This window comes from Streptomyces sp. CA-294286 (assembly GCF_050947155.1).
Taxonomy (GTDB): domain Bacteria; phylum Actinomycetota; class Actinomycetes; order Streptomycetales; family Streptomycetaceae; genus Streptomyces.
The window spans coordinates 457,187-476,745 of sequence record NZ_CP192004.1 but is presented as its reverse complement, the minus strand read 5'-3'; the positions used below and the strand labels follow the sequence as shown (position 1 = coordinate 476,745).

The 19,559-nt window shown below is 69.3% G+C and carries 14 protein-coding genes and 1 pseudogene; 3 read left to right on the top strand and 12 right to left on the bottom strand.

Annotation, left to right across the window (positions count from 1 at the left end):
- Positions 1 to 79: 79 nt before the first annotated feature.
- From ACQPZG_RS02100 to ACQPZG_RS02090, 3 genes and pseudogenes are all read left to right on the top strand, one after another.
- Positions 80 to 922 (top strand): annotated as a pseudogene (locus tag ACQPZG_RS02100) (Gfo/Idh/MocA family protein); the annotation flags it as partial.
- A 177-nt stretch (positions 923 to 1,099) separates the two neighbouring features.
- On the top strand, positions 1,100 to 2,368 hold the full coding sequence (locus ACQPZG_RS02095; RefSeq protein ID WP_433544601.1) for a PmoA family protein: 1,269 nt from the start codon (positions 1,100 to 1,102) through the stop codon (positions 2,366 to 2,368).
- A 1-nt stretch (position 2,369) separates the two neighbouring features.
- Positions 2,370 to 3,101: a rhamnogalacturonan acetylesterase gene (locus ACQPZG_RS02090; protein ID WP_433544020.1), complete on the top strand. Its 732-nt coding sequence runs from the start codon at positions 2,370 to 2,372 to the stop codon at positions 3,099 to 3,101.
- Between the two features lie 147 nt (positions 3,102 to 3,248).
- Here the strand turns inward: ACQPZG_RS02090 and ACQPZG_RS02085 are convergent, their stop codons facing one another.
- The 12 genes from ACQPZG_RS02085 to ACQPZG_RS02030 form a co-directional block, all read right to left on the bottom strand.
- Complete coding sequence (locus ACQPZG_RS02085) at positions 3,249 to 4,763, bottom strand: alpha-N-arabinofuranosidase (protein WP_433544019.1); 1,515 nt, start codon at positions 4,761 to 4,763, stop codon at positions 3,249 to 3,251.
- A gap of 36 nt (positions 4,764 to 4,799) precedes the next feature.
- Positions 4,800 to 5,597, bottom strand: a complete 798-nt coding sequence (locus ACQPZG_RS02080) for a carbohydrate ABC transporter permease (protein ID WP_433544600.1) — start codon at positions 5,595 to 5,597, stop codon at positions 4,800 to 4,802.
- Between the two features lie 113 nt (positions 5,598 to 5,710).
- Positions 5,711 to 6,679 (bottom strand): carbohydrate ABC transporter permease, encoded by a 969-nt coding sequence (locus tag ACQPZG_RS02075; protein WP_433544018.1) that lies wholly within the window; start codon positions 6,677 to 6,679, stop codon positions 5,711 to 5,713.
- The gene (locus ACQPZG_RS02070) at positions 6,676 to 8,070 is read right to left on the bottom strand and encodes an extracellular solute-binding protein (RefSeq protein WP_433544017.1); all 1,395 of its coding nucleotides are present in this window, start codon (positions 8,068 to 8,070) and stop codon (positions 6,676 to 6,678) included. Before ACQPZG_RS02070 ends, ACQPZG_RS02075 begins: the two co-directional genes overlap by 4 nt.
- Before the next feature lie 314 nt (positions 8,071 to 8,384).
- Positions 8,385 to 9,719, bottom strand: a complete 1,335-nt coding sequence (locus ACQPZG_RS02065) for a pectate lyase family protein (protein WP_433544016.1) — start codon at positions 9,717 to 9,719, stop codon at positions 8,385 to 8,387.
- 41 nt (positions 9,720 to 9,760) lie between these two features.
- Positions 9,761 to 10,612, bottom strand: a complete 852-nt coding sequence (locus tag ACQPZG_RS02060) for a rhamnogalacturonan acetylesterase (RefSeq protein WP_433544015.1) — start codon at positions 10,610 to 10,612, stop codon at positions 9,761 to 9,763.
- Positions 10,613 to 10,901: 289 nt separating this feature from the next.
- Positions 10,902 to 12,248 carry an ABC transporter substrate-binding protein gene (locus ACQPZG_RS02055; RefSeq protein WP_433544014.1) on the bottom strand — a complete coding sequence of 449 codons (1,347 nt, stop codon included), beginning with the start codon at positions 12,246 to 12,248 and terminating at the stop codon, positions 10,902 to 10,904.
- A 115-nt stretch (positions 12,249 to 12,363) separates the two neighbouring features.
- Positions 12,364 to 14,370, bottom strand: coding sequence for a pectinesterase family protein (locus ACQPZG_RS02050; RefSeq protein WP_433544013.1), 2,007 nt, complete (start codon positions 14,368 to 14,370; stop codon positions 12,364 to 12,366).
- 16 nt (positions 14,371 to 14,386) lie between these two features.
- Positions 14,387 to 16,021, bottom strand: a complete 1,635-nt coding sequence (locus ACQPZG_RS02045) for a family 43 glycosylhydrolase (protein ID WP_433544599.1) — start codon at positions 16,019 to 16,021, stop codon at positions 14,387 to 14,389.
- A gap of 29 nt (positions 16,022 to 16,050) precedes the next feature.
- The gene (locus tag ACQPZG_RS02040; RefSeq protein WP_433544012.1) at positions 16,051 to 17,580 is read right to left on the bottom strand and encodes a pectate lyase family protein; all 1,530 of its coding nucleotides are present in this window, start codon (positions 17,578 to 17,580) and stop codon (positions 16,051 to 16,053) included.
- 68 nt (positions 17,581 to 17,648) lie between these two features.
- A complete protein-coding gene (locus ACQPZG_RS02035) occupies positions 17,649 to 18,560 on the bottom strand; it encodes a carbohydrate ABC transporter permease (RefSeq protein ID WP_433544011.1) in 912 nt (303 codons plus the stop codon).
- A complete protein-coding gene (locus ACQPZG_RS02030) occupies positions 18,557 to 19,498 on the bottom strand; it encodes a carbohydrate ABC transporter permease (protein ID WP_433544010.1) in 942 nt (313 codons plus the stop codon). The genes ACQPZG_RS02035 and ACQPZG_RS02030 overlap by 4 nt, the downstream gene beginning before the upstream one ends.
- Between the last annotated feature and the right edge of the window lie 61 nt (positions 19,499 to 19,559).

Below are 19,559 nucleotides of genomic sequence, written 5' to 3'. Positions count from 1 at the left end.
GAAGCCCCCGACCCTCTCCGATCCCCGGCCCCAGTCCCACACCGGGGCTCACTCCGAGGACGCCTCCCTCCCCCTTCCCGTGGTGCTCGCCGGAGCCCGCGGTCACGGACGCTGGCACTTGGAGAACATCCGTCGTCTGGAAGCGCTGGGCGTGGTGCGCCTGGCAGGAATCTGCGAGCTGAAGCCGCTGGACGAAGCAGAGCTGGAGGGCGTGAGCGATCCTTCCCGGCCTCCCGCCCAGTCGGCGGACTTCGGGGAACTGCTCGACATCACGGGCGCGCGCGTCGCGGTCCTGTGCACCCCGCTCCACACCCACACGGACCTGGCGCTGACCGCTGCCGGGCGCGGGGTCCACGTACTCCTTGAGAAGCCGCCGGCACCGTCGTACGCGGAGTTCGCGCGGATGGCGGACGGTGTACGAGCGGCCGGGGTGGTGTGCCAGATCGGCTTCCAGTCGCTGGGCTCGCACGCACTCGCGGCGGTACGGCAGCTGGTCGCGGACGGGGCGATCGGTGAACTGCGCGGCGTCGGCGCGGCCGGGGCGTGGGCCCGGGACACGGCGTACTTCAGCCGGGCCGCATGGTCGGGCCGGCGCAGGCTCCACGGGACGGACGTGGTGGACGGCGCCCTGACCAATCCCCTCGCGCACGCGGTGGCGACGTCGCTCGCGCTGGCCGGCAGTTCCCGCGCGGAGGACGTGGCGTCCATCCAGACGGAGCTGTTCCGGGCGCACGACATCGAGTCGGACGACACCTCGTGCGTACGGATCTCCACGGTTCGCGGCGTTCCCGTCACCGTCGCGGCGACCCTGTGCGCCGGTGAGCCCTCCGCCCCGTACGTGGTCGTGCACGGCAGCACAGGCCGGATCACCTTCTGGTACACGGAGGACCGGGTGCGGGTCGAGCAGACGCCTCACTCGCCGAACGCGACGGAGGCGACGGGCGGGACGGGCGCGACCGGCAGGGCGGACGTGAGGGACGTGCGCGACGTGACAGCAGGGACGGACACGCCGCCCTCCGCCGATGCGGCGGACACCGCGTCAGAGATCCCGGACACCGTCCGGACCCGCCCGGACACCCCGCAGCAGATCTCCTGTGCCATGCACGATGCGTCATATACGGCGCACGAGACCTCGTACGGCAGATCCGATCTTCTGGAGAATCTCGCCGCACACCTCACCCGCGGCGAGCCGCTGCTCGTGCCCCCGGAGAGCACGGGAGCGTTCATGCGGGTCGTGGAGGCGGTTCGGCTGGCACCCGACCCGGTGGCGTTGCCCAGCTCGGTGTGGCGGACCGGCCAGGGCGAGTCCGCCCCGCGTCGAATAGTCGACGGAGTGGAGGCTCTGGTGGCGGCGAGCGCGGAGACACTGTCTCTGTACTCCGAGTTGGGCGCTTCGTGGGCCCGGCCCGACGACCGAATCGACCGAGACGAGCACTCCGTGAAGTCTTCCGACTCCTCTCTCATACTGCGCAGCTCGGGACGTGCGGTGGCACGCTACGTCTACCGGCCGGACGTGGCTTCGGGACTCTCCCCGCGCCCGTACCTCCACCCGGTGTGCACCCTCTCCGGTATGCGCGTGACGGAGGAGCTGCCCGAGGACCACCCGCACCACCTCGGGGTGGGCGTGGCCGTGCCCGACGTGAACGGCATCAGTTTCTGGGGCGGCAGCACGTACGTCCGCGACCTGGGCCCGCGCTACCTGGACAACCACGGGGTGCAGGCGCACCGGGGGTGGCAGCGCCGTGACGCGCGGGGTTTCGTGGAGGAGCTGAGCTGGCGGGCCGACGGTGAGCCGGGCGCGGAAGAGCTGCTCCGCGAGCTCCGCACCGTCACCTCCCACGAACTCGACTCCCATGCTTGGGCGTTGGACTTCGCCTTCGCGCTCTCCAACTCCACCGACCGGCCCCTGTCGATCGGCAGTCCGGCCACCAACGGGCGTCCGGGCGCCGGTTACGGCGGGTTCTTCTGGCGGGCTCCGAAGGGGACGGCGGCCCCCGAGGCGTTCACCGCCGACGGGACGGGCGAGGAGGCGGTGCACGGCGGTACGGCGGACTGGGTGGCGGTCGCGGGCGGGGACGAAAGTGCCGGGCAGGGGTGGACGTTGGCCTTCGCGGGCGCGACGGACGCCACCCGGCGCGACCCGTGGTTCGTACGGACGTCGGAGTATCCCGGGGTCGGCTCGTCGCTGGCCTGGTCGGAACGGCTTTCGCTGGAGCCCGGGGAGACGTTGGTGCGGCGGCTCGTCACGGTGGTGGCGGACGGTCGACCGGACCGCGACGCGGTCGCCGCGTACGTGCACAAGGCGGTCGCCGCGGCGACCGCGGCCACCCCGCTGCCCTCCCACAGCACTGACACGAAGGGCGACTGAGATGACGCGTCGCCCCACTCTCTTTCTCGCCGGGGACTCGACCGCCGCGCAGAAGGACATGTCCGCTGCCCCCGAAACCGGCTGGGGAATGGCGCTTCCCTTCTTCCTCTCGGCGGAGGTGGAGGTCGTCAACCATGCGATGAACGGGCGCAGTTCGCGCTCCTTCATCGAGGAAGGCCGACTGGACGTCGTGCTCGGAGCGATCCGCCCCGGGGACCGCCTGCTCATCCAGTACGGTCACAACGACCAGAGCGACCGGCCCGAGCGGCACACCGAGCCCTGGGCCGGCTATCAGGAGTGCCTGTCGCGCCATGTGAAGGGCGCCCGCGACAGGGGGGCCCACCCCGTTCTCCTCACTCCGGTGGAGCGCCGCGCCTTCGACGCCGGGGGACGTGCGGTGTCGACGCACGGCGAGTACCCGGACGCGATGCGGGCCGTGGCCGCGCAGGAGAACGTACCCCTGGTGGAGGTGTCCGCCCTGTCCCTGGCCCGATGGCAGCAGCTCGGCCCGGAGGCCACCAAGGAGTGCTTCCTGTGGGTCGGGGAGACCCGGGACAACACCCATTTCCGGCCTCGCGGAGCCATCGAGGTGGCCCGGCTGGTGGCGCGTGGCCTCGCGGACGCGGGCGCGCTGCCCGGGGCGTGGCTCGGCGACCCGGATGCGTCGGTTGCGGACGACCGGATCGTCTGGCCCCGGGTGGCACCGGATCCCCTGGGTGCTGCGGCGCTGTAACCCTGCCGGAGGGCGACGCGCATACGAGAGGGGGCCGCCCCCGGGGCTCCCCCCGGGGGCGGCCCCTGGTTCCTGCGGTCCATGCCATGGAGAGCAGCGGGACGGCGTGCTTGCGGGGGCGCCCCGAGAAGGCGCGCCCCCGTGACCTCACGCGAGCCGGATAACGTTCCAGGACAGCGGTTCCAGTGCCGCGCTCAGCACACCGTTGTGCAGGGTGGTGGCCGCGACGGTGTGCGGGGCGACGCGCTCGGGCTCGTCCAGGGTGTTGCGCGCCTCGGGGTCTTCGTCGGAGAGGGCACTGTGCTCGACGACCTCCCGCAACTCCATCCCGTGCAGGGCGACTTCCAGCGGGAGGGCATCGTTCTGGCTGCGGTTGACGGCGAAGACGGTGACGGAGCCGTCGTCCCCCCGTACCGCTGTCGCGTGCAGCAGCGGCACTTCGCCGTATGCCTGGGTCCCGTACGTGGGCGAGTCGATCCGTACGTCGAGGACCTGGCCGCGCCCGTACTGTGCGGCCTGTGCGAACGGGAAGAAGGTGGTCTGTCGCCAGGCCGGGCCGCCGGGTTCGGTCATGATCGGCGCGATGACGTTGACGAGCTGTGCCAGGCAGGCGACGGTGACCCGGTCGGCGTGCCGGAGCAGGGCGATCATCAGGGAGCCGAAGACGACGGCGTCGGTGACGGAGTAGCTGTCCTCCAGCAGGCGGGGGGCCTCGGGCCAGTCGAGCGGGGCTGCGGCGCTCTCGGCGGCGAACCGGCGCTGGTACCAGACGTTCCACTCGTCGAACGACAGGTTGATCTTCTTCGTCGACTTCAGCCGAGCGCCCACGTGGTCGCAGGTCGCCACGACGGCTTCGATGAAGGTCTCCATGTCGACGGCGGAGGCGAGGAAGGAGTCGCGGTCGCCGTCGATCTCCTCGTAGTAGGCGTGCAGGGAGACGTAGTCGACGAGGTCGTACGTCTCGGCGAGCACGGTCGCCTCCCAGGAGGCGAAGGTCTCCATGGCCCGGCTGGAGCTGCCGCATGCCACCAGTTCGACGCCGGGGTCCATCTGGCGCATGGCGCGGGCGGTTTCGGCGGCGAGGCGGCCGTACTCCTCGGCGGTCTTGTGACCGGTCTGCCACGGGCCGTCCATCTCGTTGCCCAGGCACCACAGGCGTATCCCGAAGGGTTCCTTGTCGCCGTGGGCGATGCGGCGCTCGGACAGTTCGGTGCCGGCGGGGTGGTTGGCGTACTCCTGGAGTTCCAGGGCTTCCGCGACGCCCCGGGTGCCGAGGTTGACGGCCATCATGGGTTCGGCCTGCGGGCCGACCTTCTTGAGGAAGGCGATGTACTCGCTGAGCCCGAATTCGTTGGTCTCGGTGGACCGCCAGGCGAGGTCCAGGCGGCGCGGGCGCTCGTCGGCGGGGCCGACGCCGTCCTCCCACTTGTAGCCGGAGACGAAGTTGCCGCCGGGGTAGCGCAGGGTGGTCGCGCCGAGCTCGCGCACGAGGTCGAGCACGTCGCCGCGCAGCCCGGCCTCGTCTGCGGTGGGGTGGCCTGGCTCGTAGATGCCGGTGTAGACGCAGCGGCCGAGGTGCTCGACGAAGGAGCCGAAAAGGCGGGGGTCGACGGTGCCGACGGTGAAGGCGGGGTCGAGGGTGAAGCGTGCGGGGCGGGACATGGCAGTGCCTTTCACATATCGCAAGGTGCAGGGGAGTTACTGTCCGGCGAGGCCGGTGTGGGCGACGCCGCGCACGATCTGGCGTTGGAAGGCCGCGAAGACCACCAGCAGCGGCAGGCCCGCGATGACGACGGAGGCCATCATCTGGGCGTAGCGCACTCCGTAGCTGGACTGGACGTTGACGAGGCCGACGGGCAGCGTCATGCCGTTCGGGTCGGTGGTCACCAGGAACGGCCAGAGGAAGTTGTTCCAGGTGGAGATGAAGGTGAAGATCGCGACTGCGGCGAGGATGGGCCGCGACAGCGGCATGACGATGGTCCAGAAGACCCGCCACCGCCCCGCGCCGTCGACGAACGCCGCCTCCTCCAGTTCGCGCGGCACCCCTTCGAAGAACTTGACCAGAATGAACACCATGGCAGGGACGGCGACTTGGGGCAGGATCACACCCCAGTACGTGTCGACGAGGCCGAGCGTGACCATCTCGGCGAACAGCGGCGCGATGAGTACCTGCGGCGGCACCATGATCCCGGCGAGCACCAGCCCGTACAGGACCTTCCGGCCGCGGAAGTCGGTGCGGGCGAACCCGTACGCGGCCATGGCGCACAGCACGACCGTGAGCAGGGTCGTCATCACCGAGATGTAGGCGGAGTTGAACATCCACTGCCCGAGGTCCCCGGACTTCCACACCTGCTGGTAGGCGTCGAAGGTGATCGTGGACCCGATCCACTCCAGGGGTGTCTTCGTCGTCTCTCCCTCCGGCTTGAGGGAGGTGGCCACCGCCCAGGCGATCGGCAGCACCCACACCACGACGAGTGCGAGGGCCACAACCAGCATGACGACGCGGCCCGGGGTCCAGCGGGGCCGACGGCCGGTGGCGGCCGCCTCGCCCTTGACGGTCCCCCGCGCTTTCGCCCTCACCTGCTCGTCCTTCTCCCACACGGTTGCGCTCATCGGGCGTTCTCCTCGCGGTTGCGCCGGGACAGCCAGAGCTGCGCCAGGGAGACGATCAGGATCAGGGCGAAGAAGATGTACGAGACGGCGGAGGCGTATCCGATGCGGTATCCGGTGAATCCCGCGTCGTACACGTACTGGAGTACCGGCCGGGTCGACTCGTCGGGCCCGCCGCCGGTCATGATGTAGATCTGGTCGAAGACCTTCAGCGAGGCGAGCACCTGGAGGACGACCACCACTCCGGTGGTGCGGGCGAGCATGGGCAGCGTGATGTGGCGCAGCCGTTGCCACGACCCGGCGCCGTCCAGTTCCGCGGCCTCGTAGAGGTGTGCGGGGATGGCCTGCAGAGCCGCCAGGTACAGCAGGAAGTTGAACCCGACGGTCCACCACACGGTCGTCAGGACGACCGACAGCATGGCGTACCGCTCGTCCGTCAGCCACCCGATCCCGGGTTCGAGCCCGACGGCGGCCAGCGCCTGGTCGGCGAAGCCGAAGTCCGACGGGAAGATGATCCACAGGAACAGCAGACCCACCACGCCCGACGGCAGCAGGAACGGCGCGAACCAGCTCAGCCGCCACAGCCATTGCACGAACCTCAAGTGGTGCGCGAGCAGCGCCAGTACCAGCCCGACCAGCACCAACGGCACGGTCGACAGCACGGTGAACCACACCGTGTTCCACAGCGACGCCCACACGTCGGGGTCACCTATCGCCTCGGCGTAGTTGTCGAACCCGACGAACTCCGCTTCCGTGCCGGCGATGTTCTCGCTCCGTACGCTCATCCCGAGCCCGGATACCAGCGGCCACACCAGGAACATCGCGTACACGAGCAGGAACGGGGCGACGAAGACCAGCCCGTGCTCGGTCCAGTGCCGTTTCACTCGTACCGCGGGCGCGCCCGCGGCCGACGGTGCGGGCCGCGGCCCGGCTGCGGGCTGCGCCGCGTGCGTGTCGACGACGGTCATGCGGACGCACCTCCCGCCGCGTTGCGGCTGTCTCCGAAGGGGTTACGGGTGTCGAGCAGCGTCCGCAGCCGCTTCTTGGCCTCGGCGAGTGCGTTCTGCGGTGTACGCGAACCGGTGAGCACGCCGGAGAACACGGCTCCGAGTTCGAGCCACATCGGCGACGCGGAGCCGGCGAACCACGCGGGCTCGTCCAGTACGACGTCGTCCACCACCGTCCGGTACTCCGACTGCGGTGTGAGCTTGAGGTAGGCGGGGTCCTTGAGCGCGGGCAGGTACGCCGGCACGTGGCCGCCCTTGGCCCACTCCACGCTGTGCTGGAGCATCCACGCGACGAAGGCGTGCGCGGCCCGGTTGCTCTCGCCGCCCCGGTCGTCCTGGTGCGGCAGTACGAACGCGTGGCAGTCGGCCTGCGTGGTCGCCCGCCCGAAGAGGTTCGGCACACGGGTCATCGAGAAGGGCAGCCCGGTCGCGAGGAACGAGCTGATCTCCCATTCTCCGTTGAGGTAGAACCCGGTCTTCCCGTTGTTGAACACCCCGACCGCGCCCGGGTAGTCGACCCGCTTCACGGCAAGCCCGTCGGCGACGAGCATGCGCATGTACTCCAGCGCGACGAGCGCCTTCGCGTCGTCGAGGGCGAGCGTCTTGCCGTCCTCCGACAGCACGCGCCCGCCCGTCTGCGAGTACAGCGTCGAGAAGAGCCGCCAGGGCCCGATGACTCCGGGTCCGAGGGTCTCGGTCACCAGGGCCGGCTGTCCCGTCACCTTCTTGACGGCCCGCAGCGCGTCCACGAACGCCTGTGCGCCTTCGAGGGGCCGGAGCTTGCCCCCGTCCCCCAGCAGCCCGGCCTTCTCGCACACTTCGGTGTGGTAGAAGAGCACCATCGGGTGGGTGTCCAGCGGCACCGCGTACTGCTTGCCCCCGATCGCTCCGCGCTTCCAGATCCCCTCGGGGAACTCCTCGGGCCGTACCCCGAACTCCCTGAGCAGCTCCAGGTCGAACGGGTCCAGCAGCCGCCCCGGCGCGAACCCGGCCAGCCGCGCCAGGTGCAGCGCGGCCACCTCGGGCGCCCGCCCGCCGGCCCCGGCCAGCCCCAGCTTCGTGTAGTACGGAGCGCCCCACTGCAACGTCGCGGCCTCAAGCCCGATCTGCGGGTGCTCGGCGCGGAAGGCGTCCAGCATGCCCTGCATGTTGATGCCGTCGCCGCCGCCGAAGAGGTGCCAGTACCGCAGCCTGGTCTTCCCCTCTCCCACGCTCAGTGCCTGCGGCGCGGCACACCCGGCCACCCCGCCCGCGAGCGCTCCCGCGGCGGCGAGCCCGCCGATTCCGGCGAGCACGTTCCTGCGGCTCGGCGCGCCTGGCGCCCTGCGGCTCAGGGAGGAAGGTCGTCCCATGCCCCACCCCTCATGTTCGGTATTACGAATGGTGCTCGTGACTTCGAACGGGACCGTAGATTCGAACACGGGTGACCGTCAATGAGTTGGACAGATATTCGTTGAAATACCGATCATCGTTCGGGATGACGAACACATGGGAGCGGTGCGGAGACCGGACGGATCCGTCAGGCTCGGTGTGGCACACCCGGGCAGGCGTGCCCCATGCAGGTGCGCCGAGCCCACCACGCGAACATGACGGAGCGAGGGGCGGCCCCCGCGGCACGGGAGTGGCCACCCCTCGCCGCGCGCGTGCACGCGCGCGAGCCGACGGTTCAGCGCAGCTTGCCCGCGCCCGCGTATGCCCAGGTCAGGGCGGGGACGGCGAGCGGGTGGTCCACGCGGGTGCGGAGGGTGGGGGTCCAGCCCGCATCGGAGCGCAGGGGGTCGGTGGGATGGGCGGTGTTGTGGGCGGCGATGAGGTCGGTGGGGCGTCCGTTGACGTAGTTGGACTTGTCGGTGAGAGGCGCGTCCTTCCACTTCTTGAGGACGGTGGCGGGGCTGACGGAGGGCGGGAGGGTGAACGCGTTCTTCTCCGCGTACAGGCGCGACTCATGGCCGATACCGAAGCTGTAGACGTACGGCTGGGCGCGGGTGACGTCGAAGTGGTTGTTGTACGCGTCGACCTGGCCGAACCGGACACGGGGGGCGCGCTCGACGACGCCGGTGAAGCGGTTGTGGTGGAGGGTGACCTTGAGCTTGCCGGCGTCCGTGGCGGCAGCACTGTCGCTGTTGCCGATCATGAGGGTCTTGTCGTGGTCGGCAAAGGTGTTCCAGGAGGCCGTGACGTGGTTCGCGCCCCGGACGATGTCGAGTTCGCCGTCGTGCTGCTGGTACAGCTCGCCGTAGTGGCGGGGGAGGCTGCTGTCGGGGTGGGCGCCGTCGGTGAAGGTGTTGTGGTCGATCCAGACGTGAGTGGAACCGTGGATCACCATGGCGTCGTACTCGGAGTTCCAGGCACCCTTGGCCCCGTCGGTCGGGTCCCACTGGGGGAAGCAGTCGAGGGGGCTCTCGACGGTGAGGTTGCGGACGATGACGTTGTCGACGCCCTGGATCTGGAGGCTGCCGCCGGTGATGCCCGCGTTGCGGCCGATGCCGATGATGGTGGTGTTGGCGGGAACGTACGCCTTGATGGCCTTGGACTGCCGGGTGGCGGAGGCGGCGCGGGCGTCTTCGAGCGGTCCGCTGACCTCCCTCTCGTACCCCCATACCTCGGGGTCGTAGGCGGCGAGGTAGGCGTCGAAGTCGTAGCCGGGGGCCTCGAAGGCGGAGCAGCCGGAGGCGGTGGCGTTGAGGATGCCGCGCACCTTGATGATCTTCGGCGCGGTGCCACCGGCGGCGAGGGCGGCCCGGAAGTCCTCCCAGGTGCCGACCGTGTAGGTGTGCGCGGCCTCGGCGCGGGCGCCGCCCGTGGTGCCGGGGCCTTCCGACGCCCAGCCGTCGCCGGCGGGGAGGGTCTGGCGGGCGGGGTCGCGGGGGTGGGACGGGTGGGACGGGTGGGCTTGCGCGGTGGCGGTGGTGGCCACGGTGGCGCAGGTGGCCAAGGCCAGCGCGGTGGCGAGGACGCGTATGCGGATACGGGTCTGGGCAGAGGCGGGGCGGGAGTGCATGGGGGCTCCTGGGGTGGGATGGGCGGGGGTTCGGAAGCGGTTCATGCTGTCGGCCAGGTGATCCACTCGTCGGGGACCGGGGCGTGCAGGCGGCGTAGGTCCCGCGGGTGGAGCGCGCCGGTTCTCCGCAGGCCGGTGGCGACCATGCGGGCCACTTCGATGGCCCCGCGCGGGCGGAAGTGGGTGTTGTCCCGTACGCCGTCCGGGTAGTTGGGGTGTTCTCCCGGTTCCAGCCAGTTGAAGTACGACTTGAGCGGCTCGGCACCGACCTCCTGCCACTTTTCGAGGGAGGCGGCCTGTACGTCGACGAGCGGTACACGGGTGTGGGACGCGAGCGCGCGCACCGCCGCCGGATACTCGCCGTAGGTGGCCACGGCGTTCCCCGCCGTGTCGAACCTGCGGCGCTCCACCGAGGTGAGCAGGACCGGTCGGGCGCCGCGCGCCCTCGCACCGTCGATGTACTGGCGGAGGTGCTGCTGGTAGGTGCTCCAGGGTTCGGTGTAGCGGGCGGGATCGGCGGACTTCGAGTCGTTGTGGCCGAACTGGACGAGGAGGAGGTCACCCGGGCGGAGGAGCGGAAGAACTGCCGCGAGTCGCCCCTCGTCGATGAAGCTCTTCGAACTGCGCCCGTTGAGCGCGTGGTTGGCGACGGCGAGGTGCGGGTGCAGGAAGAAGGGGAGTGCCATGCCCCAGCCCGTCTCCGGGGCGGCGGATCCGAGCTTCGACGCGGCGGTCGAGTCACCGGCGAGATGGAGAGTGGGGCGGCGGGTCCTGTCGTGCGGGCTGTGGCCGTGAGCGAGCGCTTCGTGGGCGCTCGCGGGGGACGCCAGGGCCGGGACCAGGGGGACGGCAGCGAGGGCCGCCTTCATCGCGGTTCTGCGGGTTACGGGCATGAGAAGGACGCCTCGCGTTCCGTACAGGGGGAGAGGAAGGGTGAGGGAGCTGGGCCGGGTGGCGGAGCCCGCCACGAAGGGCCCGGCGGATCCTCGTACAGCGGATCTCGTACAGCGGATCTCGCGCAGCAGATCACTACAGCGGAACTCGTGCACCAGGCAGCAGGCGGTATGTATCGCGCCGTGCCTCGTACGGCATACGCGATACGTCATATCTCGTATGCCGTACGCCAGGCGTCCTGCGTCGCGCTGTTCTGCGTCGCGCTACGGCGGCGGCTCTCGCCCGGGACTACTTCTGGCTCTGTTCCTTCCACTCCGCCTGCGCCTCGTTCAGCTGCTCGGCGAGCGTGTCCAGGAAGTCCTTGGAGGTCATGGACCCGAGGAGGACCTTCTGGAAGTTGGGCTCGTTCTCCGCCTTACTGATCTTGTTCCAGTCGGGAAGGTAGTACGGGAGCTGGACCAGCTTGGTGGAGCCGTCGGTGAGGGTCTTCGCGCCGAGACGGGTCGGCTCGGAGGCGTTCACCCACGGGTCCTTGGCCGCCTCGGTGTTGGCGGGCATGGCGCCGGCCGACTTGTTCCACTTGCTGTTGGACTCGTGCGAAGCCGCGAACTCGATGAACTTCCAGGCCGCCGCCTTGTTCTTGCTGCCCTTGAACAGGCCGAGCCCGTCGACCGGATTGGAGACCTGCACCCGTACCCCGTCGTCACCGACGGGTCCCGGGATGCCCGCGAACTTCTCCTCGCCCAGCGCCTTCACGTGGTCCGTGTACGAACCGAGGTTGTGGCTGAGCATTCCGATGGTGCCGGTGTCCCACTGGGAGACCATCTTCTTGAAGTCGTTGTTGACGTCGGCCGCCGGTGTCGTCCGCTTGTAGAGCCCGACGTACTTCTCCAGCGCGGCTACGTTCTTGGGGTCGTTGACGGTCGTCTTGTCGCCGTTCCAGAACTCCGTGATGCCCGACTGCCCGTACGCCGCGTCCAGCGCCTGCGCGATGGAACCCGGCCCACCCCGGATGGTGTACCCGAACTTGTTGTTCTTCGCGTCGGTCAGCTTCTCGGCCGCCTCGTAGAACAACTTCCAGGTCGTCGGGGGCTGCAGATTCGCCGCCTTGAACAGGTCGGTGCGGTAGTACAGGGTGCCGTTGCTCGCGGAGGTGGGGACGGAGTACAGCTCGTCGCCGCGGCCGCCGGCCGTCTTGACGGAGTCGACCATGAGGGGGACGAGTTTGCCGTTGAGCGAGGACGCCTTGAGGCGCTCGCCGACCGGTTCGAGGGCTTCCTGGGCGACCATGTTCGCCAGGTAGGCCGCGCCGATGCCGCCGACGTCCGGCAGGCCGCCGCCCGCGATGGCGGTGTCGTACTTGGACTGGACGTCCTCGCTCGGCACCGGGACGTACTTCACCTTGATGTCCGGGTTCTTGCCTTCGAAGTCCTTGATGATCTCCTGCCAGACGGCCGTGCGCACACCGCCGTTGTTGTCCCAGAAGGTGATCTCGCCCTTGCCCGAGCCCTCGTCGCCGCTGCCGGTGGTGCCGCCGTCGCCGCAGGCGGTGGCGGTGAGGGCGAGCAGGGCGGCCAGGGACACGGCAGCAGCCGAACGGCTCGTGTTTCTCAGCGGGTTGTGGTGCGTCGTCATGGTGTATGCGCTCTCTTCGTGGTGGCTGACGACCGCCATTCGACGGCACGTCAGCTGCGGGTGTGGAAGCTGCGTTCGCGTTGTGCGGTACGGAAGCTGTGTTCGGGCCGAGTGCTCAGGAGCGCTTGTGGGGCGCCCAGCCGTCGTGTCCGGCCAAGTAGTCGCCGACCTCGTGTCGGTCGGCGTCGGCCGCGGACATCTGCGGCCGGTCGTCGGTGACGGATGCGCCCGGCCCGTACGTCCGGTACTCGGCGAAGCGGGCGTCCTTCCAGGAGAAGCCGCTCATGTCCGTCCACGGCGCGTCCTTGACCGCCGCGGGAAGCCGGGTGTCGCGGAACAGCGTCTGACCGATCGCCTGCGGTTCGCCGCCCGGGTGCCAGGGCCGTCCGAGGTGGTAGGACTGCGGCGGGGCGTCGCTGACGACACGGCTGCGGTTGATCAGGAACCCGTACGGGTTGCCCGACCAGGTCGAAGGGGCGGTGACGTAACCGTTGTTGGTGGCGGACCCCCGGCTGAGCGCCTTGATCAGCGAGCGGTCGATCACCGTGGTGGCGCGACCGTAGATGAAGTCGACATCACCCTCGATGTACGAGTCGCGGATGTAGACGCGGCTGACGACGTTCAGCTTCGGGCTGTCGGTCATCAGAGTGTCCTGGTTGCCCTTGAAGGAGGTGTCGGTGAAGGTGATGCGGTCACCGGTGGTCTTCATCGCGAGGGCCTGCTCCCCCTTCAGTTCGACGGCCGCCTCGTCGAAGTCGTTGACGAAGGTGAGGTTGCGCACACTGACGTCGGAGGCAGCGATCAGGACGGTGGCACTGCCGCTCGAACCCCCGTATTCGGCCGGCGTGTTGTGTACGATGACCGACTTCGTACGGTCGCGGCCGGTCCCGAGCAGCGCGAGCTGCGGCTTGGTCGCAGGGATGCGGACCTGTTCTCGGTACGTCCCTGGCGCGATCCGCAGCGAGATCGGGCCGTCGTTCCCGACCGGGACCGCGTCCACGGCAGCCTGCACGGTCGGGTAGTCGGCCGGCACGTTCAGGGGAACGTCGATGCCGAGGGTGCGCTGCGGTCCGGAGAGGCGGGTGACCAGGGCCGGTACGGCAGCGGCCGGGTCGAGTCGGTAGGAGTAGAAGGACCTGGGCTCGAACGCCTCGCCCCAGGCGTCGTGACGGCCCGTCGTGTTCCTTAGGATCGATCCGCGCTGCACCAACTCCGCGCTCGGGTCGGCTTGGTGGGGGTGTTGGACGTCGCGGTAGTAGCTGTTCTCGATGACCATTCTGGTCTTGCCGCGCGCCCAGCTGCCGTAGCTCCAGACCGGGTCGCCGTCGACGACCTGGGCGGAGAAATAGTTGTTGTAGAGGTGCGCGTAGGCGCAGTTGTCGGCGGAGGGGTTGCGCTGCTTGGTGCCGCGGAACCAGTTGTGGTCGATGGTGACCTTGGTGACGACGTTCGGTGTCCAACCGATGCCGAACGCCTTGTTGTGGTCGGCGAACTGGTTGTAGGAGACGGTGATGTAATCGCTGTCCTTGCGCAGGTCCACCAGGCCGTCGCCGAGGTGCGTGAAGCGGTTGTGGTCGATCCAGACATGGTGGACGGAGTCCATCTGGATGCCGTCGAAGTCGTTGGTCTTGCCGTCCCAGTCGCCCTCGACGTAGCTGTCGCGGATGGTGAGGTTGCGGATGATGACGTTGTGGGTGCCGGACTTCAGCTGAAGTCCTCCCTGCACGAGTTCGCCGCTCGCACCGACCCCGATGAGGGTCTTGTTCGAGGTCACTTCTATCTCGGTGCCGAACGGCTCCATCGTGATGGCGCCGGCGATCCGAATGATGTACGGCTCGGCGGCACCCGCGTACTTGGCCAGGTCGGCCTGCGTACGGACGGAGACGACCTTGCCGCCACGCCCGCCGGTCGTACCGCCCGCGAGAGACGCAAAGCCGTGGGCGGCCTCGGACCACTGGGGGGAGGGTGCCTCCGTGGCTGCCGGCGCGGGGGCGAGGGCGGCTGCGGGGGCGGCCTCGGCCGTCCCCGCAGCGAGGGCGAAGGTGGTGGCGAAGGCGGTCACGGCGGCCAGGATTCTTGGCAGCAAGCGCTTACTCGGCCGACCGGAAGGGGTCCTTCTCATTGCAGCTCCCAACTGGTTACGTGGGCGTGGAGGTGGCCTGTAGGTGGTGCGTACGTACACGGAAGTCCGTGAAGGTGGCGCTGCCCGCTTCGCCACCGGCCCCGTCAGGTGCGGCGGCGAACAGGCCGAGCAGCGCGCCGACCCATCGCCAGGGCGTGGCGGCGAAGACCGGCCCGGACGCCCGCCACCCGTCGCCCGTGTCCGCGTGGAATCGGCATCGCGCCCCGGCGGACACCTCGATGCGCAGCCGCACACGTACCACGTCGGGGCCGTCGGCTCCGGGGCGGTTGCCCGCGGTGACCGCCGGCCGTGGGTGAGCGGCGTCCCGTTCGTGGTCCGCTACCGGTTCGGCGAAGCGGTGAACGAGCCCGACCGTGCCGTCCGCACCTCGCTCCAGCCCGATCCAGGAGTAGGCGTCGCCGAGCACCGCGAAGCCGGCGCGGGCACCCGGTACGTCCGAGGCCAGCGCGACGGTGACTTCGGCGGTGAACGTCTCCCCCGGCAGCCGCTGGGTCAGGACGTGCGGCAGCAGCCGCACGTCGTGGGCGTCCGCGGTGGGCACGCAGGCGAGCCGCAGCCCTTCCCCGCCGTGCGCGAGGGTCCATCCGTCGGCAGGGTTGGCGGCCCACTGCCACTGCGGCCCGAAGCATCCGCCGGGGAAGGCGTCGTCGGTGACGGGCGAGGCGAGGGGCTGCGGCGGGGCGGCCGGCTTGCGGTGCATGCGTACGGGCTCCCCCTCGTCGCCGAGCACGGGCCAGCCGTCGTCCGGGTCCCATCGCATCGGCTGGAGGTGGACGAGCCGCCCGTACGCGCCGTGCTCCTGAAAGTGCAGGAACCAGTCCTCCCCCGCCGGGGTGCGCACCCAGCCGCCCTGGTGGGGGCCGTTGATGTCGGTACGGCCCTGGGCGAGGACGAGGCGCTCCTCGTACGGACCGAAGAAGTCGCGGGAACGGAACGCGCCCTGCCACCCCGTCGTGACGCCCCCGGCCGGAGCGAAGATCCAGAACCAGCCGTCGTGGCGGTAGAGCTTCGGTCCTTCCAGGGTGAACCAGCCCGGTATGCGGTCGCCGTCGACGAGCAGGACGCCTTCGTCGAGCAGGGTGCGACCGTCGCGGCTCATGCGGTGACCGGTGAGCCGGTTCTTCACCCCGGAACGAGACTTGGCCCAGGCGTGCACGAGGTAGGTTTCGCCGGTCTCCTCGTCCCAGACGGGGCAGGCGTCGATGAGCCCTTTGCCTGCCTTGAGGAGGTGTGGCGCAGTCCAAGGGCCGGTGATGTCAGGGGCGTTGATCTGGTAGACACCGTGGTCGGGATCGCCCCAGAAGATCCAGAAGCGGCCGTCGGCACGGCGAAGGGAGGGCGCCCAGACACCTCGGTCGTGACGGGGAGCGGCGAACTCGTCGGCCGGTTCCAGTCGCTCCAGCGCGTGGCCGATCAGGCTCCAGTTGACGAGGTCGCGGGAGTGGAGGAGCGGGAGGCCGGGGGCACGGCCGAAACTGGAGGCGGTGAGGTAGAAGTCGTCGCCGACGGCGATCACGTCGGGGTCGGAGTAGTCGGCGTACAGGATCGGGTTGCGGTAGGTGCCGTCGCCGAGGTCTCCGTACCGTACGGGGTCTGGCGTATGGAGTATGAGATCTGATGTGTCGTGCATGAGGTCTGATGCGAGCTGTACGGGACCTGTCATCGGATCCTCCCGGCACCCGCGTCGCGCTGTACATCACGGGCCGCCTTCGCGGTCGGGTCGATCGGCCCGTGCAGGGCGGGGGTCCAGCCGACATCGGCGGTCAGGTCGCGTTCGCTGCCCGAGTTGTAGGCGTTGTGGATCGCGAGGAGGTCGACCGGGAAGCCGTTGAACTCCGTGCCCTTTTGCTGGAGTGCGGTGCCGTTCCAGCTCTTCACCAGGTCGGCGACCTCGACATGGCCGGGGGCGGTGAAGGAGTTGTTCTCCGCGTGCATGCGGGACTCGGTGGAGACGCCGAGGGAGTAGCGGTAGTCGACGTGGCCTTCGGGGATGTCGTACCGGTTGTTGTAGAGGTGCACCTGGCCGTAGCGGACGCGGGGCGCGCGCTGGACGAGGGAGGCGAAGTGGTTGTGGTGGAGGGTGACGCGGAGCTTTCCCCGGTCGGTGGGGACGTTGTCACCGTTGCCGATGAGCATCGCCTTGTCGTGGTCGGCGAACCTGCTCCAGGAGACGGTGATCAGGTCGGAGCCGTTGGTGATGTCCAGCAGTCCGTCGTGGCGCAGATAGTTGCGGCCGAAGTGGATGGGCTCGCGGTCGTCGGGACGCCCCTTGTCGCTGGCGGTGATGTGGTCGATCCAGACGTGGGTGGCACCGCGCAGCCAGATGTTGTCGTAGGCGGTCTTCCAGTCGCCGAGTCCGCCGGTGTTGGGCTGCCAGAGGGGGAAGCAGTCGTAGGCGTCGCGGAGTTCGAGGTTGCGGATGATGACGTTGTCCGCGTTCTTGACCTGGAGGCTGGCGCCCTTGAGGACGGCGTGCTTGCCGACGCCGACCAGGGTGGTGCGGGAACCGACGGCGAGTTCGACGCGTTCGGCCTGCCGTGCAGCGGACTTCTTGCGGGCTTCCTCCTGTGGGCCGGCGGGTTTGGCACCGCCCCAGGTACGGGGGTCGTACGCGGCGAGGTAGGCGGACAGGTCGTAGCCGTCGGTGGCGTAGTCGGCGCACGTCAGACGGCGACCTCGGTCGTCGGTGTTGGCGTCGATCGTGCCCACGACCTTGATGATCTTGGGCGTGTCGCTGCCGCCGTCCAGGGCCCGGACCAGTTCGGCCCGGTTGCGTACAGTGAAGACGTGGGCGTCGTCGGCGGCGGAGCCACCGGTGGTGCCACCGTCGGCACTCGCCCAGCCGTCGTGCGGGGCGAGGACTTGCCGGCCGAGGTCGGGGGCGGTAGCGGGGGTCGTTCGTCGCACTCCCGTCGCTTCGTACACCGTGTCCGACGCCTGGTGTCTCGCATCTGGTATCTGATGCACCCTGTCGTGTGCCTGAGACGTGGCACTTCTTGTCCCGTGCGCCGTCGTCCCGTGCGCCGTCGTCCCGTGCGCCGCCGCCCCGTGCGCCGCCGCCCCGTCCGTCGAGGTGACGAGCGCCGAGGTGTCGTCGGCATGTGCCGTGACGGGCACCAGGAGCGTGGCGGCCAGGGCGGCGGCGTACGCGGTGCGCGTTGCGGGCCTTCTGCGGGGTGTCGCTGTCATGCCTCGTACTCCTCAAGGCGTCCGATGTACTGTCCGGGTCCGCGGTTGTCCGTGCAGGGGAGGCGGGGTCAGCCCTTGACCGCACCCGCGCTGAAGCCGGTGATGAGCCACTTCTGGATGAAGGCGAAGACGATGACGACCGGGACGGCCGCGATGACGCCGCCCGCCGCAAGCGCTCCCAGGTCGACGCTGTCCGAACCCATGAGGGTGTTCAGGCCCACCGGGATCGTCTGCTTGTCCTGTTCGCTGAGGAACATCAGGGCGAACAGGAAGTGGTTCCAGCTGTGCACGAAGGCGAAGGAGCCGACCGCGATCAGACCCGGGCGGAGCAGCGGGAGAACCACCGCGCAGAAGGCCCGGAAGCGTGAGCAGCCGTCGACCCAGGCGGCCTCCTCCAGAGACACCGGCACGTTCTTGATGAAGCCGCTGATCAGGATGATGGAGAGGGGGAGCTGGAAGACGGTCTCGGCGATGATGACGCTGCCGAGCGAGTTGATCATCTGGAGGTTGCGGAAGATCTCGAAGAGCGGAACGAGCATCAGTGCGCCCGGGATGAACTGCGAGCACAGCAGCGCCAGCATGAAGGCGTTCTTGATGCGGAAGTTGAAGCGGGCGAGGGCATAGCCGCCCGCGAGGGCGACTCCGGTCGTGGCGACGAGGGTGCACACGCCGACGATCATGCTGTTCTCGAAGAACATCCCGAAGTTGCGCTCGGTCCACACCTTCTCGAAGTGTTCGAAGGTCATGGGCCACGGCACGAGCGACGTCGAGCCGGCCGGCCGTACGGCGAACAGCAGCATCCAGTAGAAGGGGATGAGCGTGAACAGGAGGTACAGGCCGAGCGGGAGGTAGATCTGCCAGCGCGGCACGTCGTCGAATGCGCGCTCGCGCTTCGGGGTGCGCGGGGTCTTCGGCGGCAGGGGGCTGCCGGCGGGCGGGGCATCGGTGCGGGTCTGGTTCTCCGCGAGTGCGGCGGTCATGTGCGGTCGCCTCCGAACTTGCTCAGGCGCAGGTAGACGATCGAACAGAAGAGGAGGATCACGAACGCGACGGTGGTCAGTGCCGACGCGTAACCGAAGTCGTGGCCCTCGATGCCGGTGTTGGCGATCATCAGCGGGAGTGTGGTGGTGGTACCGGCTGGGCCGCCGCCGGTGAGCGTGTACAGCAGGTCGACGTTGTTGAACTCCCAGACGCCGCGCAACAGCGTGGAGAGGATGATCGCGTCCTTGAGGTGCGGCAGTGTGATGTGCAGGAACTGCCGCGTCCGGCCGGCGCCGTCGACCGAGGCCGCCTCGTACAGGTCCTTCGGAATGGACTGGAGGTCGGCGAGGATCAGGATGGCGAAGAAGGGGACACCGCGCCAGAGTTCGGCGAGGACCGCTGCCCAGAAGACGGTGCCGGTGTCCGAGAGGACGGAGGTGCCGTACGAGCCGATGCCGAGGTCGGCGAGGTAGCGGCTCATACCGGTGGACGGGTTGTAGAGGAGCATCCAGATGGTGGTTGTCAGGACACCCGAGACGGCCCAGGGCGAGAACACCAGGGCGCGTGCGACCGCACGGCCGACGAAGGTCTGGTTGACGAGCAGCGCCAGGACCAGGCCGAGGGCGAGCTGGAGGCTGACCTGGACGATGACCCACTTGGCGCTGAAGCCGAGGGTGGACCAGAACAGGGGGTCCTCGGTGAAGATGCGAGTGAAGTTCTCGAAGCCCGCGAAGCCGTTCTTCCAGGGCTTGGTGACGTTGTAGTCCTGCAGGCTGTAGTAGAAGACGCTGAGCACCGGGTAGGCGATGAAGCCCACCATGAGCAGTCCGGCCGGTGCGATCAGCAGGTACGGGAGCCGGCGCGGGGTGGAGCTCGTACGGCGGCGGGGCGGCGGGACTGCCGGCGGCGATTTGGCCACGGCTGCTGTCTGGGCCATGACGGTTCTCCGTTCCGTGGGGACGTGGACGAGGGCATGACTGATCACGAACGCTGTTCGG